This is a genomic window from Streptomyces pseudovenezuelae (assembly GCF_001513955.1).
In the GTDB taxonomy this organism is placed as follows: Bacteria; Actinomycetota; Actinomycetes; order Streptomycetales; family Streptomycetaceae; genus Streptomyces; species Streptomyces pseudovenezuelae.
Genome location: NZ_KQ948149.1, coordinates 832236 through 849826 on the forward strand (window position 1 = coordinate 832236; position 17591 = coordinate 849826).

Consider the following 17591-nt stretch of genomic DNA (forward strand, 5'->3'; position numbering starts at 1 on the left):
CCTTGCGACCCCCCACAGATCCACACTCCCGCTCCCGCTCCCGAGCGGCGATCGTTCTCTTCGTCGTCGCCCTCGTCCTGGGACTCGGCCACCCGGCGGCCCAGGCCGCCTCGCAGGGTCCGCAGGACCCGCAGGAACCCTCCCCGGCCGCCGCCGTCTTCGACGTCCGCGACTACGGCGCCAAGGGAGACGGCTCCGCCAACGACACCCCCGCCGTCAACAAGGCCGTCACCGCCGCGAGTTCGGCCGCGGGCGGCGGAGTCGTCCACTTCCCGCCCGGTGACTACAGGTCGAAGAACACCATCCACATGAAGAGCCATGTGACGCTCCGGCTCGACAAGGGCGCCACCCTCCAGGGCTCCGGCGCCGACACCTACGACAAGGCCGAGTCCAACCCGTACGACGCCTACCAGGACTACGGGCACAGCCACTTCCGCGACGCCATGATCCACGGTGACCGGCTGACCGACATCGGCTTCGTCGGCCAGGGCGTCATCGACGGCATGGGCAACCTGATCACCGGCAACCCGAAGTCCGGCGAGGCCGACAAGATCATCTCCCTGACCCGGTGCGACGGACTCACGATCGGCGACGGCCTCACCCTCCGCCGCGGCGGCCACTTCGCCGCCCTCGTCAACGGCTGCAAGAACGTCACCTCGGACCACCTGACCATCGACACCGCGAGCGACCGCGACGGCTGGAACATCATCTCCACGACGAACGTCACGGTGACGAACGCGCACATCAGCGCCAACGACGACGCCCTGGTCTTCAAGAGCGACTACGCCCTCGGCGCCAAGCTCCCCAACGGCCACGTCCGCGTCAACGACAGCTTCCTGTCCGCGCGTTGCTGCAACGCCCTCATGTTCGGCTCGGAGACCTGCGGCGACTTCTCGGACTACCGGTTCGAGAACATCCGTATCGACGGCGCCGACAAGTCCGGCCTCGGCATGGTCTCCATGGATGGCGCGAAGATCTCCGACGTCCACTACCGCGGCATCACGATGACGAACGTCCACTCGCCGATCATGCAGAAGATCGGCACACGAAAGCGGTGCGGCAACAGCCCCGGCGTCGGATCGATCAGCGACATCACGTACGACGACATCACGGCCACCGGGAGCAGCCCGTCCTTCAGCCCGACCCTGTGGGGCGAGACCGGCCACCGGATCAACGGCGTGACCTTCACCGACGTCGACCTCACGGTTCCCGGCGGCAAGGGCACCATGTCCACCGCGGTGCCCGACAACGACCCGAACGACTACAACCCCAAGGCCATCGGCACCCGGCCGGCGTACGGCTGGTACCTGCACAACGCCGACAACGTCCAGTTCACCGACAGCTCCGTGAAGTTCGCCGCGGACGACGGCCGCCCGGCGGTCATCGCCAACGCGGCGAGTGGCGTCCGCTTGACCCGGTTCACCGCGCAGAAGGGCGGCGACTCCCCGTACGACGTCGGCCTCCAGGACGCTTCCGGTGTCTGCCTGACGGACAGTCACGACACCTCAGGAGGCGCCCTCCGCGTCTCGGGCAGCCAGGACTGCGGCACGGCGGTGAAGCCGCTCGACCTGGACAACCCCCGCCAGGACTTCCTCCGCGACTCCGTCGGCGGCCTCTTCCTGCACTGGGGCCTGCGCACCGCGCCCGCCCACACCAGCTGCACCACCTGGGAGAACGACGTCACGAACGGTGGCTGGACCCCGGACTACTGGGTGAAGGAGGCCCAGAAACTGCACTCCCAGTACCTGGTCCTCGCCAGCTTCCACAGCCGCCTCGGCTACGCCCGCCCCTGGCCGTCCAGGATCCCCGGATCCTGCACCACCAAGCGGGACTTCCTCGGCGAGCTGATCACGGCGGCCAAGGCGAAGGGTCTGAAGGTCATTCTCTACATGACCAACGACCCCCAGTGGCACGACGAGGGCGGCCACGAGTGGCTCGACTCCGCCGCGTACTCCTCCTACAAGGGCAAGAACGTCGACCTGACCACCAACGACGGCTTCGGGCAGTTCAGTTACGACAACTTCTTCGAGGTCATGGACCGCTATCCCGACCTCGGCGGCTTCTGGATCGACAACGACAACGCGTACTGGGAGAGCCACGACCTCTACCGGCAGATCTACGAGAAGCGCCCGGGCTACACGCTCAGCAACAACAACGAGGACACGCCGATCATGGACATGATCAGCAATGAGCAGAAGACGGGGATGACGCCGGCCTACGACTATCCGCAGGCCATCTACACCGCTCAACCCCGTTTGACGGAGGCGGACTTCAAGCTGCCGTCCACCGGCGCCTGGTGGTTCGACGGCTCCAACCCGTCCGTGGACAAGGCGCTGACCCTCGGCCGGCTCATCACCAACGCGGGCTCGTCCGTGAAGGCACTGATGGCTGAGACCGCCCAGGTCAACGGCAGGTTCCCGGCCAACCAGGCCGCCTTCAACACCTTCGCCGACTCCTACCTGGACCCCATCTGGGAGTCCCTGCACGGCACCGAGGGCGGCGGCTACATGTACGGCGGCCTCAAGCCCGGCTTCTGGAACGACGGCGCGCACGGCGTGACGACCATCGCGAAGGACGACCCGAACCGCCAGTACCTCCACGTCCTGACCCCGCCCAGCACCAGCACGCTGCGCATCCGCGACAACGGCTACCGGATCGCCTCGGTCGCCGACCTCCGCACCGGCAAAGCGGTTTCGTGGTCGCAGTCGGGTGGGGTGCTCACCCTGACCGGGCTCGCCGGCTGGGACCCGTACGACACCGTCTTCAAGGTCACCACCGCAGGCCGTCAGGGCATCCTCACCGGCGTCAAGGTGAGCGCGAGCGCCTCGGCGAGCGGTCACGCCGGATCGGCCGCGGGCGACGGCGATCACCTCACCTACTGGGACAACAACAAGACGCTGCCCGTGAACCTCACCTTCGACCTCGGCTCCGCCAAGAAGGTGCAGTACCTCGGGCTCAACCAGCGCGAGGACTCCGTCGCCTACGCCCGCTCGGACACCGAACAGTCGGCGCGGATCAAGGACTACAAGGTGTATCTGAGCGACGACGGCTCGACCTGGGGGAGTGCCGTCAAGACAGGGCAACTCCCCAGCCGTCGTGGGATCCAGGGCATCGACCTGACCGCGGCGAACGCCCGGTACGTCCGCATCGAGGTCGACACCACCTGGGCCGCCGCCACCGACACCACCCGCTACCAGCGACTGCGCATCGACGAGGCGTGGATCGGCACGTCGTACGCCACACCCGCGAACAGGGGACAGTCATGATCCGTATCAGATCGCTCACGGCCACGGTGGCGGGCCTGCTCATCGCCGCGGCGGTGCCGCTCGTGGGCACCGCCCATCCGGCGGCCGCCTCCGACAACGGCCAGTCCGTCCGGCCCGCCATGGGCTGGTCCAGCTGGAGCTTCGTGCGCCGCACACCGACCGAGGCCAAGATCAAGGCGCAGGCCGACGCGCTGGTCGCCAGTGGCCTCAAGGACCACGGCTTCGTGCAGGTCAACCTCGACGACTTCTGGCAGAAGTGCGACTCCAACGGTTTCGTCGTCGACGACTACGGCCGCTGGGCCGTCGACACGGCCAAGTTCCCCGGCGGGATCAAGGCCCTGGCCGACCACGTCCACTCCAAGGGCCTGAAGTTCGGCTTCTACGTGACCCCGGGCATCGCGAAGAACGCCGTCACGAAGAACACGCCGATCGAGAGCACCGCCTACCACGCGAAGGACATCGCGGACACGTCCAGGACCGAGAAGAACTACAACTGCAAGAACATGTACTACATCGACTACTCCAAGCCGGGCTCCCAGGAGTTCGTGAACTCCTGGGCCAAGCAGTTCGCCTCGTGGGGAGTCGACTACCTGAAGATCGACGGCGTCGGCAGCCAGGACGTCCCCGACGTGCGGGCCTGGGACAAGGCACTGAGGGCCACCGGACGGCCCATCACCTTCGCGCTCTCCAACAACCTCCCGATCGCCGACGCCACCACCTGGCGCGGACTGGCCAACAGCTGGCGCACCCAGGGTGACGTGGAGTGCTACTGCGGGCCGGGGAGCAACGGCAGCGGCTATCCGCTCACCGACTGGTCCCACGTCTCCAAGCGCTTCGACGCGGCGGCCTCCTGGCAGCCGTACGCCGGACCGGGCGGCTGGAACGACCTGGACTCGCTGGAGATCGGCAACGGCGACCAGGTGGGCCTGACCGCCGACCAGCGGCGCTCCCACTTCACCCTGTGGGCGATGGCGGCCTCGCCGCTGCTGCTCGGCACCGACCTCACCCACCTCGACTCCGTCGACAAGGCGATGCTGACCAACGACCGGCTGATCGGCGTCGACCAGGACGGGGTCGCGGCCAAGCGGATCGTCGACAGCGGTGTGCGGCAGGTCTGGAGCAAGAAGGAGAGCGACGGCCAGTACGTCGTGGCCCTGTTCAACACCGGCACCTCGGGCAACGCGACCGTGAGCGTGAACTGGTCGCAGGCCGGGTTCACCGGCTCCGGTGACGTCACCGACCTGTGGTCCGGCTCGCACAAGGGCGTGATCGCGGACTCCTACAGCGCGACCCTGCGCCCGGGCGAGACCCGGCTCATCCGCGTCAAGCCCGTCAACTCCCTCAAGGCGGCGGCGGCTTCACCGGGGATGGCCGTCGCCCCCTACGAGTACCTCGGCTGGGGCAGCCCCCAGAACCCCACGGCCGTGATGTCGGCGACCGGCGTCAAGTGGTTCACCCTCGCCTTCATCCTCTCGGACGGCACCTGCAACCCCAAGTGGGACGGCTCCCGTCCGCTCACCGGCGGCGACGACCAGGCGAAGATCAACGCGATCAGAGGAGCCGGCGGGGACGTGATGGTCTCCGTGGGCGGCTGGAGCGGCGCGAAGCTCGGCGAGAAGTGCTCCAGCGCCTCGGCGCTCGCCGGCGCCTACCAGAAGGTGATCAACGCCTACCGGCTGAAGGCCCTCGACATCGACATCGAGAACACCGAGTGGTCCAACGCGACCGTACGGCAGCGGGTCGTCGACGCGCTGAAGACGGTCAAGGCGAACAACCCGGGCCTGAAAACCGTCATCACCTTCGGCACCACGACCAGCGGCCCCGACTCCACCGGCGTCGACATGATCAAACGGGCCGCCAACTCGGGCCTGGCGAACGACGTCTGGTGCATCATGCCGTTCGACTTCGGCGGCGGCACCACGAACATGGGCACCCTCACCACCCAGGCCATGGAGGGCCTCAAGGCCCGCGTCAAGTCGGCCTACGGCTACAGCGACGCCACCGCCTACGCCCACATCGGCCTGTCCTCGATGAACGGGAAGACCGACGACTCCGGTGAACGCGTCCGCGTCGCCGACTTCAGGACCATGCTCGCCTACGCCCAGCAGCACCACATCGGGCGCCTCACGTACTGGTCCGTCAACCGCGACCGCCCCTGCGGCTCGGGCACCGACGGCGACTCGTGCAGCGGCGTGACACAGCAGCCGTACGACTACCTCAAGGTCTTCACCCAGTACACGGGCTGAGGGGAACAACCGTGAAAACCAACAGACTTCTGCCCTACGGCCTCGCCGCCGCCCTCGCTCTGCCGCTCACCGGACTGAGCCAGGGGAGCGCGCTCGCGGCCACCGACTACCAGGCGGAGGACGCGACCGTCGTCCAGGGCACGGTGGCCACCAACCACACCGGGTACACCGGCACCGGCTTCGTCGACTACACCAACGTCACAGGCTCGTACGTGGAGTTCACGGTGCGCGCGGCCTCCGCGGGCACCACGGCCGTCACCTTCCGCTACGCCAACGGGACCGCCACCGACCGTCCCATGGACATCTCCGTCAACGGCACGGTTGTGTCGCCGGCCGTCTCCTTCCCGGCCACCGCCGACTGGAACACCTGGGCCACCAGGACCGTCGACGTCCCGCTCACCGCGGGCTCCGCGAAGATCCGCGCGACCGCCACCACCGCCGCCGGCGGTCCCAACCTCGACCGCATCGGCGTCGACGCGGCCACCGACTCCCAGGCCCCGAGCCGTCCCGGTCAGCCCAGTTGCTCCGACATCGGCGAGGACGGGCTCACGCTGGCCTGGGGCGCCGCCACCGACAACGTCGGCGTGACGGCGTACGACCTCTACGAGCACGGCAACAAGATCGGTGAGGCGCCCGGCACTTCGACCAGCAAGACGCTCACCGGCCTCACCCCCGCCACCACCTACAACCTCACCGTCATCGCCCGTGACGCGGCCGGCAACACGTCCCCGGCGAGCCCCGTCGTCGACTGCACCACCCGGCCCAGCTCCGACACCACCCCGCCGACGAGACCCGGCACCCTGTCCGCGGCGGACGTCACGGCGAACAGCGCCGCACTGAGCTGGGGTGCCTCCACCGACGACCGGGCGGTCGCCGGCTACGACGTGCGCAGTGACACCACCGTCTACAAGTCCGTCACCAGCGGCACCTCGACCACGCTGACCGGGCTGGCCTGCAACAGCCCCTACAGCCTGAACGTCGTCGCCCGCGACGCGGCCGGCAACGTCTCCCCGGCGAGCAACACGGTCACCTTCACCACCAAGGCGTGCGCCACCGACGGCGGTGTCCCGTCCTCGGTCTCCACGCTCTCCTCGGGCTGGACGATCCCCTGGGGCGTCTTCTGGATGCCCGATGGCAAGAGCGCGCTGGTCACCGAGCGGGACGACTTCCGGGTCTGGAAGGTCACCAAGGACGGCACGAGGACGCAGGTCGGCACCGTCCCGAACGCCGTCACCACCAACGGCGAGGGCGGACTGCTCGGCGTCGCCGTCGACCCGAAATGGGAGACGAACCACCACGTCTACTTCATGCACACCGCGTCCGAGGGCAACCGCGTGGTCCGCATGACGTACGACGGGACCACGCTGAGCGACTACAAGGTCCTGCTGCAGGGCATCAAGAAGAACCGCTACCACAACGGCGGCCGCCTCGCCTTCGGCCCCGACGGCTACCTCTACGTCTCCACCGGCGAGGCCCAGACACCCGACCTGGCGCAGGACAAGAACTCCCTCAACGGCAAGATCCTGCGCATGACCACAAACGGCGAGCCGGCCCCCGGCAACCCGTTCGGCACCTACGTCTACAGCCTCGGCCACCGCAACCCGCAGGGCCTCGCCTTCGACCGGGGCGGCCGGCTGTGGGAGGCGGAGTTCGGCAACAGCTCCAAGGACGAACTGAACCTGATCAAGCCCGGCGCCAACTACGGCTGGCCGATCTGCGAGGGCACCTGCTCCACCGCGGGGATGACCAATCCGAAGGCCACCTGGAACGTGTCGGAGGCCTCGCCGAGCGGCATCGCGATCGTGCGCAACGTCGTCTACATGGCCTCCCTGCGCGGCGAGCGGCTGTGGCGGATCCCGATCAGCGGGGACAGCGAGAGCGTCGGCACGCCGACCGCGTACTACGTGGGCACCTACGGCCGGCTGCGCACGGTCACCAAGGTGCCGGGCGCCGACCAGCTGTGGCTGTCGACCACCAACTGCGACAACAACGGAGGAGCGGCGGACGGCTCGGACAAGATCTTCCGCGTGACGATCAGCTGACCGGCCGCCCGGCCGTCAGGCCCGGTACAGCGCCTCGACCTCGCCCGAGTACGCCGTCTCGATCGCCTTGCGCTTCAGCTTGAGCGACGGGGTCAGCAGCCCGTGCTCCTCGGTGAAGGGCTGCGCCAGGATACGGAAGGTGCGGATCGACTCGGCCTGGGAGACCAGGGTGTTGGCGGCCACCACGGCACGCCGCACCTCGGTCTCCAGGTCGGTGTCGCGCACCAGCTGGGCCGGGGACATCCGGGGCTTGTCGCGCATGGCCAGCCAGTGCTCGACGGCCTCCTGGTCGAGGGTGACGAGCGCGGCGATGTAGGGCCGGTCGTTGCCCACGACGATGCACTGCGAGACCAGCGGATGGTCGCGCACCCGCTCCTCCAGCACACCGGGCGAGACGCTCTTGCCGCCGGAGGTGACGAGGATCTCCTTCTTGCGGCCGGTGATCGTGAGGTAGCCGTCCTCGTCGAGGGAGCCGAGGTCGCCGGTGGCGAGCCAGCCGTCGTGCAGGGTCTCGTCGGTGGCCTTCTCGTTGTTGAGATAGCCCTGGAAGACGGTGGGGCCGTACAGCCAGATCTCGCCGTCGTCCGCGATGTGCACGGTCATGCCCGGGATCGGCTGGCCGACCGTGCCGTAGCGGGTGCGCTCGGGCGGGTTGGCGGTGGCGGCCGCGGTCGACTCGGTGAGGCCGTACCCCTCGTAGATGTGCACGCCCGCGCCGGCGAAGAACAGCCCGAGCCTGCGGTCCATGGCCGAGCCGCCGGTCATGGCCTGTTTGATGCGGCCGCCCATCGCCGCCCGCATCTTGGAGTACACGAGCTTGTCGAAGAGCTGGTGCTGCATCCGCAGCCCCGCCGAGGGACCGGGACCGAGGCCCCAGGCCTTGGCCTCCAGGGCTTCGGCGTACTTCACGGCCACGTCGACGGCCTTCTCGAAGGGGCCCGCCTTGCCCTCCTTCTCGGCCTTGCGGCGGGAGGCGTTGAAGACCTTCTCGAAGATGTACGGCACCCCGAGGAAGAAGGTCGGCTTGAACGCGGCCAGGTCCGGCAGCAGGGCGGCCGCGTTCATCTGCGGCTGGTGGCCGAAGCGGACCCCGCCGCGGATCGCCGCGACCTGCACCATCCGCCCGAAGACGTGCGCGAGCGGCAGGAACAGCAGGGTCGCCGCCTCGTCGCCCTTCTTGGAGTGGAACACCGGCTCCCAGCGCTCGATGACGGTGTCCGCCTCGTTCATGAAATTGCCGTGGGTGATCACACAGCCCTTGGGGCGGCCGGTGGTGCCCGAGGTGTAGATGATCGTCGCGACCGAGTCCGGGGTCACCGCCTGCCGGTGGCGGTGCACCACCTCGTCCTCGATGGCGGCGCCGGCGTCGTACAGCTCCTGCACCGCGCCGGAGTCCAGCTGCCACAGCCGGTGCAGCTGCGGCAGCCGGTCGATGACGGTGGCGATCGTCATCGCGTGGTCCTCGTGCTCCACGATCGCGGCCGTGCACTCGGCGTCGTACAGCGCCCAGAAGCACTGTTCGGCGGAGGAGGTCGGGTAGACCGGCACCACCTGCGCGCCGATCGTCCACAGGGCGAAGTCGAACAGGGTCCACTCGTAGCGGGTGCGGGACATGATCGCGACCCGGTCACCGAAGCGGATGCCCTGGGCGAGCAGCCCCTTGGCGAGGGCCAGGACCTCGTCGCGGAACTCCGCGGACGTGACGTCCCGCCACCGTCCGTTCTCGTCCTTGCGGCCGAGGGCGATGTGCACGGGGTCGTTCTGGGCATGCTCGAAGACGACGTCGGCCAGTCCGCCCACGGGGGGTGCCAACGCCAACGGAGGGTTGGTGAACTCGCGCAAACCCCGCTCCCCGCTCTCCCTGGCGCTCAGTGAAGCTCCGCACAGCGCCGTGAAAGCTACCCCACCCTGACCCCTCGTGGGAGAGGGGCCGAAGCCGAGGGGTGCTCACGTATGGCCTGGTCAGTACCGGAAAATACCCTCACATGGGGAAGGGTCGGACAGAAAACTGACGGTTGGGTCAGTTTCCGAGCCGCAATCTCCACGGAATCTGTACGTCCCGGTCACGGCTCGCCACCCTGGTGAAACGGTTGTTCACCGGGGTGCCGTCCTCTTCTTCCCTCAGCGCCGCCGGCCCGGAATCTGTCACTCCGGTCGGGGGCCTCACCGTCGGTGCAGCCGGTCCCCGCCCGCCAGGATCGCGGCGGCCAGGGCGTCCGCTGCGCCCTGAGCGGCCGGCCGCCGGCGGCCGTGGACCAGGACGAAATCCACCCGCCCGAGCTCCGGCAGCCCGAACCGGTCGGGCATCCGCACCAGGCCCGGCGGCACCAGCCCCCGCGAGTGGGCCATCACCCCCAGCCCGGCCCGCGCTGCCGCGATCAGCCCGTTCAGGCTCCCGCTGGTGCACACGATCCGCCACTCGCGCCCCTGCCGCTCCAGCGCCTCCAGGGCCAGCGTCCGGGTGATCCCCGGCGGCGGATAGACGATCAGCGGCACCGGGCGGTCCGCGTCCAGGCGGAGCCGCTCCACGCCGATCCACACCAGCCGGTCGTGCCACACCAGTTCCCCCCGGGGGTCCTCGGGCCGCCGCTTGGCGAGCACGAGGTCCAGCTTCCCGGCGGCCAGCTGCTCGTGCAGGGTGCCGGACAGCTCGACCGTCAGCTCCAGGTCCACCTCGGGATGGTCGTACCGGAAGCCCTCCAGGATCTCCGGCAGCCGGGTGAGGACGAAGTCCTCCGACGCCCCGAACCGCAGCCGCCCCCGCAGGCGCGTCCCGGTGAAGAACGCGGTCGCCTGCTCGTGCACCTCCAGGATCCGCCGCGCGAACCCCAGCATCGCCTCGCCGTCCTCCGTCAGCTCCACGGAGTGGGTGTCCCGGGTGAACAGCTGCCGCCCCGCGGCGTCCTCCAGACGCCGTACGTGCTGGCTCACGGTCGACTGACGCAGCCCCAGCCGCCGGGCCGCCTGCGTGAAGCTCAGGGTCTGGGCCACCGCGAGGAACGTGCGCAACTGCGACGCGTCGTACATGGCGCGATCCTATCGCGATACGTGATGACAGTCAGAGTGGTATGCGGGATTCCCGATCAAGAGGTGAGGGAGGACGATGGAGGGGGATCTTCCGTCCTGAGGGAGGTACCCGGCATGTCCCCGTACCGTCGTCGAACACGAGTAAGTGGAGCACCGTGAAGCGCCTGAAGTGGCCGGCCTGGATGCCGGTCGACCCGTACATCCTGCTGCTGCTCGGCACGGTGGGCCTCGCGGCCCTCGTACCGGCGCGCGGGACCTCCGCGGACGTGGCCTCCGGAGCCTCCACGGCGGCGATCGCCTTCCTCTTCTTCCTGTACGGCGCCCGTCTGTCCACCCGTGAGGCCCTGGACGGCCTCAAGCACTGGCGGCTCCATGTCACGGTCCTCGCCTGTACGTTCGTGATCTTCCCGCTGCTGGGCCTCGCCGCCCGCGGACTCGTCCCGGTCTTCCTGACGAACCCCCTTTACCAGGGACTGCTCTTCCTCACCCTGGTCCCCTCCACCATCCAGTCCTCGATCGCCTTCACCTCGATGGCCCGCGGCAACGTGCCCGCCGCGATCTGCGCCGGCTCCTTCTCCTCCCTGGTCGGCATCGTCGTCACCCCGCTCCTCGCCGCCGCCCTGCTCGGCAACAGCGGCGGCGGGTTCTCGGCCGACTCGCTGATGAAGATCGTGCTCCAGCTGCTGGTGCCGTTCGTGGCGGGCCAATTGCTGCGCCGCTGGATCGGCCGCTTCGTCACCCGCCACAAGAAGGTCCTCGGTCTCGTCGACCGCGGATCGATCCTGCTGGTCGTCTACACCGCGTTCAGCGAGGGCATGGTCCAGGGCATCTGGCACCAGGTGAGCCCGCTCCGGCTCGGCGGGCTGCTGATCGTCGAGGCCGTCCTGCTCGCCCTGATGCTCGCCCTGACCTGGTACGGCGCCAAGGCGCTGCGCTTCGGCCGCGAGGACCGCATCGCCATCCAGTTCGCGGGCTCGAAGAAGTCCCTCGCCTCCGGACTGCCCATGGCCAGCGTCCTGTTCGGCGCGCACGCCTCACTCGCCGTGCTGCCGCTGATGCTGTTCCACCAGATGCAGCTGATGGTCTGCGCGGTCATCGCCAAGCGCCGCTCGCACGACCCGGTCCCGGACGAGGCCCGGGAGGTCAGCGCGCCCGAGTCAACCGCAGCGTCACGAACCGCGGTCGGTACAGCGACACGTTCCGGCTGAGCTGCGCCGCGGCGGCCCCCGTCTCCAGCCAGTTGACGTCGTAGCTGAGCACCAGCCGCCCCCCGCCGCTGAGTTCGAGGTGCGCCTGCGGGTTGTAGGCCGCGACCTGACCGGAGGGCAGGGCCGGGGCGAAGTCCTTCTGCGGACCGTGCCACGGTCCGGTGAGGGAGCAGGCCCAGTACGAGGTCACGGCCGCGAGCCCCTTCGCGCCCGCCGCCATGGTGAACAGCACGTACGTCCCGTCCCGCCGTACGACGGAGAAGGCGCTGCCCACCCCGGTGCGCCGCCCGTCCCCGAGCACCGGGCGCGGACGGGCCCCGGTGGTCCACTCCGAGCCGTCCCAGTACTCCCAGGCGCCCGGTTCGGCGAGCCCGCCCTCCGGTACCCGGGCCACGTACGCCGAGGAGGCGGAACGGGACGCGGCCCGGCCGTCGTCGCCACCGAAGACGTACGTCCACCCGCCGTCCTCGACCAGCGTGGTCCCGAACAGCACCCGGCGGGACGGGTCCTTGACCCGCTGCTCGTCGAGGACCTTGGTGATCGACTCGACGCGCAGGTCGGGCAGCGTGAGCGTGGCCACCTCGGTGGCGGCCGGGACACCGTAGATCCAGGGGTACTGGCCCGCCGTCCGCACCCACAGCAGCACCCGCAGGACCTGTTCGTCCGAGCCGGGGGAGCGGGGTTCGACGCGGGCCGCGACCGGCCAGCGCCACTGGTTCGGGCCGGGGTCCGGGAACAGGGGCGCCGGGAGGGTGGCCTCCAGGCGGCCGTCGCGCATCAGCACCGCCGAGTTGCGCACCAGGGGAGCGGTGGAGTCGCGCCAGGCGTGCGACTCGCCGAGCGGGTTGGGCGGCCCGTACACCTGGCCGAGATAGGTGTCGGAGAACAGCCACAGCAGCCGCCCGTCGGGCAGCCGCACCGAGTGGGTGCCGTCGCCGCCGGTCCAGTCGTCGCCGCGGGCGCCGTCGTCGCCGTAGCGCGCGAACTCGCCGGTGAGGCGGTCGTCCGCCGACCAGGAGCCGACGGCGAGCGGTGTGCAGTCGCCGCCGTCCCGCCCGTCGCCGTCCGGAAGGGCGGTCAGCAGCACGGCTCCGAGCACCAGCGCCAGCAGCAGACCGACGCCGGTGCCGGTTCGCTGACGTGCTCGTGCGTCCTCGGGCACGGTCCGCGACGTTAGCGGCTCTCGCGCACCCGGTCCATGGGCAGCCACAGGACGGTGTCCCCGGGGGCGGCGCCCGCGCCGGTGATCTCCGCGTCGCTCAGGGCCCGGTCCTCGCCTCACAAGAACCCCGCGCGTGTCCCGTCATGGACGGAGTACGACCTTCCCGAGGTTGCTCCGCGACTCGATCACCTCGTGCGCCCGCGCCACGTCCTCCAGGGCGAACTCCCCGTGCACAACGGGCCGAAGGGTGCCGTCCAGGAACATCCGCCACAGCTCCCGCCGCCACCGCTCGTACAACTCCGGCCGCTCGCGGGCGATCCGCGCCATCTGGAAGCCCGTCACGGACTTGGCGCCGACGAGGAGGTCGTACGCCCGGATCGTCCCGCCGCCCGAGCTGTACGCCACCAGCCGCCCGCCCGGGGCCAGGGCGGCGAGCGCGGGGGTGAGCAGCTCGCCGCCGACCGCGTCGAGGACGTAGTCGACGGGGTCTCCCCAACTGCCCTCGCCGTAAAGGGCGGTGGAGTCGGCGCCGAGCGAGCGCACGAACTCCGCCTTGGCCGGGCCGGACACCGCTCCCACCACCCGGGAGGCGCCCCGGGCCCGTGCGAGCTGCACGGCGAGGTGGCCGACCCCGCTCGCCGCCGCCGTGACCAGTGCCGCCTCTCCTCGCCCGGGGCGTGCCGCCTCCAGCGCGCCGAGCGCGACCAGACCGCTGCGGACCAGGGCGACCGCGTCGACCGCCGAGGCGCCGTCGGGGACCGGCGAGGCCATGGGCTCCCGCAGCAGCGCGAAGTCGGCGTAACCGTGGCCGAAGCACAGGCCCGTGACGCGTTCGCCGGGCCGGAAGCGGGTGACCCCTGCGCCCACGGACACGACCTCACCGGCGAGCTCGCCGCCGAGCGGCACCGGCTCCGCGGCCTCGGTCACCTTGCGGACGACGGGCAGGGTGACGCCGATCGCCGTGCAGCGCACGAGGAGCTCGCCCGGGCCCGGCGCGGGGACCGGCGCCTCCTCCAGGAACAGCGGGCCACCCGTGGACTCGTAACGGACACGACGCATCGATCCGACCTCCCCCTGATTCATTGGACTTCCCAACGATAAGCAGCAAGTCGTTGGGAAGTCCAATGAATAGTGGCTAGGCTGGCCCCATGGCCGAAGCACCCCTGCCCGCGATCCGCTCCCTTCCCAGCTGGCTGCTGGGGCGTGCCGCCGCCCGCGGACGGGCCCTGGTGGCCGAGGCGCTGGCCGCCGAGGGCGTGAAGATGTGGCACCACGTGGTGCTCTCCGCCGTCCGTGACCTGGCCCCCGTGGCCCAGGCCGACCTCGGCCGCGCGGTGCGACTCGACCCCAAGGACCTGGTCGGCGTCCTCAACGACCTCCAGTCGGCCGGACTCGTCCTGCGCGAACCGGACCCCGCCGACCGCCGTAAGAACGCGGTGTCCCTCACCGACGAGGGGACGCAGCTGCTGGAACGCTGCGAGAGGGTGGCCCGCCAGGCCAACGAAGAGCTGCTGGCCCCCCTCTCCGCCGACGAACGCCTGCGATTCATGGGCCTGTTGATCCGGATCTCCGGCACGGAGGGCTGATCGCGGATAACGTTCCGTCATGACCGGACCCCTCGCGCTCGATCCCGCGCGCAGCGCCCTCGTACTCGTCGATCTGATGGACCGGATCGTCGCGCTGCCCCTGGAACCCCGCAAAGGCACCGAAGTACTCACCGCCGCCCAGGAGTTGGCGACCGCCTTCCGTGCCGTCGGCGCACCCGTCGTGCTCGTGCGCGTCGAACGGCCCGGTGTCACCGAGCAGCCACCCGGCAGCGGCCTGGTGCCCGGTCTCGCCCACCCGGGCGACATCGAGATCGTGAAGCGGACCATCGGCGCCTTCCAGGGCACGGACCTGGACGCACGCCTGCGCGAACGCGGCGTCAGCACCCTGGTGTTCGGCGGCATCGCCACCAACCTCGGCGTCGAGTCCACCGCCCGCGCCGCCCTCGACCTCGGCTACGACCTCGTCCTCGTGGAGGACGCCACGGCCGCCCTCACCGTAGCCGAGCACGAGTCCTCGACACGGCTCGACTTCCCGCGCCTGGGCACGGTGGTGACGGTGGATCAGGTGCGCTTCGTGGCGGGCTGACCGTTCAGACCAGGACCGTCCCGCCGTCCACGAGCACCACCGAGCCGGTGCTGAAACCGCCGCGCATCAGATAGAGATACGCCTCGGCGACCTCCTCCGGCTCGCCGACCCGGCCGACCGGAAGCGTCCGGGCGGCGGACGCGAACAGGCCGTCGCGCTCCTGTGCCGGCAGCTCCCGCCACAGCTCGGTGCGGACCACCCCGGGCTCGACCACGTTGACCCGGATCGGGGCCAGTTCCAGGGCCAGCGCCCGGGTCAGCGACTCCATCGCCCCGGCCAGGCCCGCCACCACACTCGTGCCCGGCATCGGCCGGCGCGCGACGGTACCCGTGGTGAGCACGACCGACCCGCCCTCCCGGATGAGCGGCGCCGCGTGCTTGACGGCCGTGACCGCGCCCCACAGCCGGGTCTCCAGAAAACTCCGCGCCCGGTCGAGGTCGGTCTCGGCCAACGGCTCGAACCGCAGCGGTTCGCCCGCCGTGAAGACGAGGTGGTCGAACGCGCCCGTCCGCGCGAAGAAGGCCCGCACACCGGCCTCCGAGGTGACGTCGAGGACGTCCCCCGAGGCTCCCGGCGGCAACTGCTTCAGTGCCGCGTCCACACTCTCCCTCCGGCGTGAGGCGACCACCACCTCGGCCCCGTCCCGGGCCGCCGCCTCCGCCACCGCCAGACCGATCCCCGACGTACCGCCGACCACGACGATCCGCTGTCCCCGCAGGCTCATGCCGTTCTCCCTTCCGTGGGTGTCCGGCTTCCAGCCTGCGGGCGCTCCCGCCGCCCCGTCCAAGACCTCTTCCGACCTCGGCGATACCCTGGAGGTATCGCCGAGGGAAAGGGACGGACATGGACCTCGACCTGCGGAAAGTGCGCTATTTCGTCGCGGTGGCCGAGCTGCTGCACTTCGGGCGGGCGGCCGAACGGCTGCACATCGCCCAGCCGGTCCTGAGCCGCCAGATCAGGGCTCTGGAGAAGGACCTGGGCGCCGAACTGTTCCGACGCGACAGTCACGGCGTCACCCTGACCCCGGCCGGGCGCCAACTCCTCGACGACGCCCGGCACCTGCTCACCGTCGCGGACGGCACCCGGCGCCGGGTCCACCGGGCCGCCCACGGACCGCACCGCCTGGTCGTCGGCTTCCGCGCGGGCATCGTCCTGTCCCACGCCCTGCGCGCGTTCTGCGCCACCCGCCCCGACGTCGCCGTCGAAGCGCGCCGGGTCGAGTGGGACGACCAGGAGGACCTCATCCTCGACGGCACCGTCGACCTCGCCTACGTACGGCTCCCCGTCCGCGAGCGCGGCCTGGAGCTGCTGCCGCTGTTCACCGAGAGCCGCGTGGCGATGCTCCCCGCGGACCACCGGCTCGCCGGCAAGCAGGAGTTGCTGCTGGCCGACCTGGCCGACGAGCCCCGGCTGCGGTACGCCGATCCCGGCCCCGACGACGTCCCGATCCGCACCATCGAGGAGAAGTTCGAGCGCGTGGTGGCCGGACAGGGCATCACCCTCGTCCCCGAGTCCGTCGCCCGGCAGTACTCCCGGCCGGACATCACCTACGTCCCGGTCCAGGACGCGGAGCCGGACCAGGTGCTCCTGGCCTGGGCGGTGAACCAGCGGTCATCGCTGGTCGAAGCGTTCGTCGAGGCCCTCGCCGAGGAGTCGGTCAGCTCTGGGCCGCCGTCGCCGCGAGGGTGAGCCGGTGTTCTCCCGCGTACACGTTCATGGAGCGGCCGCGCAGGAAGCCGATGAGGGTGAGTCCGGTTTCGGCGGCGAGGTCGACGGCGAGGGAGGAGGGTGCGGAGACGGCGGCGAGGACCGGGATGCCGGCCATGACGGCTTTCTGGGCGAGTTCGAAGGACGCGCGGCCGGAGACGAGCAGGACGACGCGGCTCAGGGGGAGGTCGCCTTGCTGGAGTGCGCGGCCGATGAGTTTGTCGACGGCGTTGTGGCGGCCGACGTCCTCGCGTATGTCGAGGAGTTCGCCGTGTTCGGTGAAGAGGGCGGCGGCGTGCAGGCCTCCGGTGCGGTCGAAGACGCGCTGGGCCGCGCGGAGCCGGTCGGGGAGGTCGGCGAGGAGGTCGGGGTCGATACGGACGGGGGGAGTGTCGGAGACGGGCCAGCGGGTCGTCGTACGGACCGCGTCGAGGCTGGCTTTGCCGCACAGGCCGCAGGAGGAGGTGGTGTAGACGTTGCGTTCGAGGGTGATGTCGGGGATCACCACGCCGGGGGCGGTCTTGACGTCGACGACGTTGTAGGTGTTGGAGCCGTCCACGGTCGCGCCGGCGCAGTAGACGATGTTCTGCAGGTCGCTCTGCTGGGCCAGGACGCCTTCGCTGACGAGGAAGCCGGTGGCGAGGGCGAAGTCGTCGCCGGGGGTGCGCATGGTGATGGCGAGGGGTTTGCCGTTGAGGCGGATCTCGAGTGGTTCCTCGGCGACCAGGGTGTCCGGGCGGGACGAGACCGCCCCGTCGCGGATGCGGATCACCTTGCGTCGTTCCGTGACTCGTCCCATA

Annotated in this window: 13 protein-coding genes; 7 read left to right on the forward strand and 6 right to left on the reverse strand. The window is 70.3% G+C overall.

The features are described from left to right. Window positions 1–2: 2 nt before the first annotated feature. The 3 genes from AQI94_RS44140 to AQI94_RS27910 are packed head-to-tail and all read left to right on the forward strand — an operon-like array spanning window position 3 to window position 7554. On the forward strand, window positions 3–3266 hold the full coding sequence (locus AQI94_RS44140; protein WP_225890273.1) for a glycosyl hydrolase family 28 protein: 3264 nt from the start codon (window positions 3–5) through the stop codon (window positions 3264–3266). Continuing rightward, window positions 3263–5512, forward strand: a complete 2250-nt coding sequence (locus AQI94_RS27905) for an alpha-galactosidase (protein WP_031060149.1) — start codon at window positions 3263–3265, stop codon at window positions 5510–5512. Before AQI94_RS44140 ends, AQI94_RS27905 begins: the two co-directional genes overlap by 4 nt. A gap of 11 nt (window positions 5513–5523) precedes the next feature. After that, window positions 5524–7554 (forward strand): PQQ-dependent sugar dehydrogenase, encoded by a 2031-nt coding sequence (locus tag AQI94_RS27910; protein ID WP_031060147.1) that lies wholly within the window; start codon window positions 5524–5526, stop codon window positions 7552–7554. A gap of 15 nt (window positions 7555–7569) precedes the next feature. Here AQI94_RS27910 and AQI94_RS27915 read toward each other — a convergent pair whose 3' ends face one another. After that, on the reverse strand, window positions 7570–9396 hold the full coding sequence (locus AQI94_RS27915) for an AMP-dependent synthetase/ligase (RefSeq protein ID WP_062229986.1): 1827 nt from the start codon (window positions 9394–9396) through the stop codon (window positions 7570–7572). Window positions 9397–9717: 321 nt separating this feature from the next. Then, window positions 9718–10581, reverse strand: coding sequence for a LysR substrate-binding domain-containing protein (locus tag AQI94_RS27920; RefSeq protein ID WP_031060138.1), 864 nt, complete (start codon window positions 10579–10581; stop codon window positions 9718–9720). Between the two features lie 182 nt (window positions 10582–10763). Between AQI94_RS27920 and AQI94_RS27925 the strand changes: the two genes are divergently transcribed. Next, a complete protein-coding gene (locus AQI94_RS27925; protein WP_031060135.1) occupies window positions 10764–11789 on the forward strand; it encodes a bile acid:sodium symporter family protein in 1026 nt (341 codons plus the stop codon). Here the strand turns inward: AQI94_RS27925 and AQI94_RS27930 are convergent. Together AQI94_RS27930 and AQI94_RS27935 are read right to left on the reverse strand one after the other, a co-directional pair. After that, on the reverse strand, window positions 11725–12951 hold the full coding sequence (locus AQI94_RS27930; RefSeq protein ID WP_031060132.1) for a DUF4185 domain-containing protein: 1227 nt from the start codon (window positions 12949–12951) through the stop codon (window positions 11725–11727). The two genes, AQI94_RS27925 and AQI94_RS27930, sit on opposite strands and share 65 nt — an antisense overlap. Window positions 12952–13092: 141 nt before the next feature. After that, window positions 13093–14010, reverse strand: a complete 918-nt coding sequence (locus tag AQI94_RS27935; RefSeq protein WP_031060130.1) for a quinone oxidoreductase family protein — start codon at window positions 14008–14010, stop codon at window positions 13093–13095. Window positions 14011–14099: 89 nt separating this feature from the next. Between AQI94_RS27935 and AQI94_RS27940 the strand changes: the two genes are divergently transcribed. Together AQI94_RS27940 and AQI94_RS27945 are read left to right on the forward strand one after the other, a co-directional pair. Next, on the forward strand, window positions 14100–14537 hold the full coding sequence (locus AQI94_RS27940) for a MarR family winged helix-turn-helix transcriptional regulator (RefSeq protein ID WP_031060127.1): 438 nt from the start codon (window positions 14100–14102) through the stop codon (window positions 14535–14537). Between the two features lie 19 nt (window positions 14538–14556). Beyond that, window positions 14557–15084: an isochorismatase family protein gene (locus AQI94_RS27945; protein ID WP_031060125.1), complete on the forward strand. Its 528-nt coding sequence runs from the start codon at window positions 14557–14559 to the stop codon at window positions 15082–15084. Window positions 15085–15088: 4 nt separating this feature from the next. Here the strand turns inward: AQI94_RS27945 and AQI94_RS27950 are convergent, their stop codons facing one another. Further along, on the reverse strand, window positions 15089–15808 hold the full coding sequence (locus tag AQI94_RS27950; RefSeq protein ID WP_031060122.1) for an SDR family oxidoreductase: 720 nt from the start codon (window positions 15806–15808) through the stop codon (window positions 15089–15091). A 119-nt stretch (window positions 15809–15927) separates the two neighbouring features. Between AQI94_RS27950 and AQI94_RS27955 the strand changes: the two genes are divergently transcribed. Then, window positions 15928–16773 carry a LysR family transcriptional regulator gene (locus tag AQI94_RS27955; RefSeq protein WP_031060119.1) on the forward strand — a complete coding sequence of 282 codons (846 nt, stop codon included), beginning with the start codon at window positions 15928–15930 and terminating at the stop codon, window positions 16771–16773. Here AQI94_RS27955 and fdhD read toward each other — a convergent pair. Beyond that, window positions 16742–17590: a formate dehydrogenase accessory sulfurtransferase FdhD gene (gene fdhD / locus AQI94_RS27960; RefSeq protein WP_031060116.1), complete on the reverse strand. Its 849-nt coding sequence runs from the start codon at window positions 17588–17590 to the stop codon at window positions 16742–16744. The genes AQI94_RS27955 and fdhD overlap by 32 nt on opposite strands. Window position 17591 lies beyond the last annotated feature (1 nt).